4 protein-coding genes are annotated in these 3433 nt (G+C 64.0%); 2 read left to right on the forward strand and 2 right to left on the reverse strand.

Annotated elements, in window-relative coordinates; translation table 11 throughout:
• Both EOA36_RS31095 and speB read left to right on the forward strand, forming a co-directional pair.
• Window positions 1-753: molybdopterin dinucleotide binding domain-containing protein (locus EOA36_RS31095; RefSeq protein ID WP_281040096.1), on the forward strand; the 753-nt coding region annotated here is incomplete at its 5' end.
• A gap of 110 nt (window positions 754-863) precedes the next feature.
• Complete coding sequence (gene speB / locus EOA36_RS31100; protein ID WP_127280717.1) at window positions 864-1670, forward strand: agmatinase; 807 nt, start codon at window positions 864-866, stop codon at window positions 1668-1670.
• Window positions 1671-1685: 15 nt separating this feature from the next.
• Here the strand turns inward: speB and EOA36_RS31105 are convergent, their stop codons facing one another.
• Together EOA36_RS31105 and EOA36_RS31110 are read right to left on the reverse strand one after the other, a co-directional pair.
• On the reverse strand, window positions 1686-2828 hold the full coding sequence (locus EOA36_RS31105) for an NAD(P)/FAD-dependent oxidoreductase (RefSeq protein WP_127280718.1): 1143 nt from the start codon (window positions 2826-2828) through the stop codon (window positions 1686-1688).
• Between the two features lie 64 nt (window positions 2829-2892).
• Window positions 2893-3372, reverse strand: a complete 480-nt coding sequence (locus EOA36_RS31110; protein ID WP_127280719.1) for an Lrp/AsnC family transcriptional regulator — start codon at window positions 3370-3372, stop codon at window positions 2893-2895.
• Between the last annotated feature and the right edge of the window lie 61 nt (window positions 3373-3433).

Below are 3433 nucleotides of genomic sequence, written 5' to 3' on the forward strand. Positions count from 1 at the left end.
AAGCTGATCGAGCCGCCGGAAGGGCCGCGCACCAACCATTTCGTCATCGAGCAGCTGGCCCAGCGCCTCGGCGTCGCCGATCGGCCGGGCTTTGGCCTCACCGAGCAGCAGCATATCGACATCATCCTCGGCAAGCGCGGGCTGGGCAGCTTCGATTCCTTGAAGGAAGAGAAGTGGGTCGACCTGCAGCCGGATTTCGAAACCGCGCATTTCATCCGGGGCTTCGGCCATGCGGACGGCAAATTCCGCTTCCGCGCCGACTGGACCGGGCAGGCGGCTCCCAACCGGCCGCCGAAGAGCATGGGCCTGTTCGGCCCGGTGGCGCGATTGCCGGAATTTCCCGATCATGTCGACCTGATCGAAGTGGCCGACGAAGCGCATCCGTTCCGCCTGACGACCTCGCCGGCGCGCAACTTCCTCAACTCGACCTTTTCCGAGACACCGGTTTCAAGGGCGAAGGAAGGCCGCCCCGAACTCCTGCTGCATCCCGACGATGCGGCGGCTCTCGAACTTGCCGACGGCGACCGGGTCGAGGTCGGCAACATGCGCGGCGAGGTGGTGCTACATGCCAGATTGTTCGACGGCATCAAGCGTGGCGTCGTGATCGCCGAGGGCATCTGGCCGAACAGCGCGCATGAGCGCGGCGAAGGCATCAACGTGCTGACCGGCGCCGATGCCCCCGCGCCCTATGGCGGCGCGGCCTTCCACGACAACAAGGTGTGGTTGCGCCGGGCGCAGGAGCTGAGCGCCTAGCCCCGCAGATTTTCCTGATCCGGATTCACCTCTGGCCCAAACACCAGCGGTCGCGAATGCCAGCTCCCGTCTCTATAGAGGCATTCGTCCGTCGCAATGGGAGAGTGTCGATGGCAGGCGCGATTTCGCTTCTGGGAATACCGCATGACGGGAATTCATCCTACCTCCAGGGTGCGGCCAAGGCGCCACCGCTGATCAGGCGCGAACTCACCAGCGATGCTTACTCCTCATGGAGCGAGACCGGCTTCGACCTGAGCGACCGCTTCGTCGATCATGGCGATATCGACTTCACCCAACCGGGCGATCCCTGGCAGCGGATCGAAAGCGAAGTCGGCCGCGCACTGGACGCGGGCCATCCGCTGATCAGCCTGGGCGGCGATCACGCCATCTCCTGGCCGGTGCTGCGCGCTGTACGCCGTCGCCATCCAAGCCTGACGATCGTGCATATCGATGCCCACCCAGACATCTATCATGCCTACGATGACAATCCGCGTTCGCACACTTCGCCCTTCGCACGCATCATGGAGGAACGGCTTGCCGACCGGCTGATCCAGATCGGCCTGCGCACCGTGAACGGTCATCACCGCGATCAGTTCAAGCGCTTTGGCGTCGAGGTGGTGGAGGCCGCGCATTTCAGCGAAAGCATTCAGCTCGATCTCGGGACGCCGGTCTATATCTCGATGGATCTCGACGGGCTCGATCCGGCCTTTGCGCCGGGCGTCTCCCACCGCGAGCCCGGCGGCCTGTCGACACGGCAGGTCATCAACCTGATTCAAGGCATCAACCAGCCGATCGTTGCCGCTGATATCGTTGAATACAATCCAAGCCAGGACCTCTCCAACGTGACGGCGCTTGTCGCCGCCAAACTGGCGAAGGAGATCGCCGGCATGATGCTCAGGACATCGCCTGCGGATTGAGAACGCGGCGCGGCTTCACACCGGCAGGGTCTCGGTCGCCTCTTTCCTGTTTTGCCGCTGGCGGATGTCGTCGGCGACCGCCTGGGCTTCGATGCCGATTTCGCGCAGCAGCCCGGTGACCGCATTGTGGAAGCCGACCAGATAGAGGCCGAGATCCGAAGCGCGGGCATTGACGCCGCTGGGGCCTGGCTCGATGCCGGGTTCGAGCAACCTGGCATAGCCCGCCCGGTAGCCGGTGGCGAAGAGGATGGCGTCGAATTCGCCGTGGCCGCCATCGACAAAACGGGCACCGCGTTCCGAGATTTCGGCGATGTCGGGCGCCACCTTGATCGCGCCTTCGCGGATCTTGCCGATCGTGCCGACATCGATCACCGGAATGCGCGACGCAAGGGCGATCTGTTGCAGCAATCCCTGCTTCGGCCGTCTGAGCCCAAATTTCTCCAGCCTGCCCAGCACAAGGTCGAGAATGAGGGGGAACAGGGCGTCATTGATGCGCCGCGGCCCGAGCCGCGTCGCCATGCCGACCATTTGGATCGGCACGCCGAACAGTTCGCGCGGCACGATGTGAACGCCGTCGCGCACCGAGATCGTCGGCCGGGCACCGCCTTCCGCCAGATCGAGCGCAATCTCGGCACCGGTGTTGCCCATGCCGACGACCAGCACCGACTGGCCGGCAAAAGGCGTAGCGTTGCGGTAGTCCGCGCTGTGCAGCGTCTTGCCCTTGAAGGCGTCGATGCCGGTAAATTTTGGCAGCAAGGGCTCGGCATTGTAGCCAGACGCGATCACCGCATGCCAGGCGCGTAAGGCGCCCGACGTCGATTCCACCCGCCAGCCGCGGCCCTCCCGGGTGATCGCCCGCACGGTTTCGCCGAAGCGGGGCTCGAGGTCGAAACGCTTCGCATAGGCATCGAGATACTCGACCACGAGATGGCGGGGCACATAGCGCGGATAATCCTTGGGGAAGGGGACGAAGGGCAGCGACGAGTAGCGTTTGGTCGTATGCAGATGCACGCGATCATAGTGACGCCGCCAGGCCGGCGCGGCCTGCTGCTCCTTTTCGAGGATGACAAAATCCACCCCGGCTTGCCGCAGGCACGCGGCAACCGCCAGGCCCGCTGGCCCGGCACCGATGATCGCGACCTTCGTGGTTTCGTCCATGCGCGCCTCCACCGCCAATTCGCGATCCTGAGAATGTCAGAAACGTGGCAAGGGTGCCACGGGCTCATCCAGGCAAGGGCACCGTCAACCCGACCTTGACGCGGTCCATGGCGACGAAGGTGCGGAACTTCCGCACATTGTTGCTGCCGAAGAACAGTTTTCGCGTCAGCGCCTCATAGGCGCCCATGTCGGCCACGGTGATGACGAGGATGAAGTCGGCTTCGCCGGTGACATAATAGCATTGCTGCACGTGCGGCTCTGCCGAGAATTGCCGCTTGGCCGCATCGATCAGTTCGGTGCGTTCGCTCTCCAATTCGACCTCGACGAAGATGGTGATGGGCTGGCCGACGGCAGCCGGCTCCACCACGGCGACGTTGCCGGCAATGACACCGGTCTGTTCCATGCGCTTGATGCGGCGCTGCACGGCCGGCGCCGACAGGTTCACCGCCTCGCCGATCAGCCGTTGCGGCGTCGTATTGTCCCGCTGCAGGATGGCAAGGATGGCGAGATCGAAGCTGTCGAGGGAGACCGGCGACTGCGGCATTGGCGTATCCTGACGAAACAAACTTGCATTTTGAGAGCCGAATTACAGCGCCTTTTGCGCA

This window comes from Mesorhizobium sp. M8A.F.Ca.ET.021.01.1.1, assembly GCF_003998025.1.
Taxonomy (GTDB): Bacteria; Pseudomonadota; Alphaproteobacteria; order Rhizobiales; family Rhizobiaceae; genus Mesorhizobium.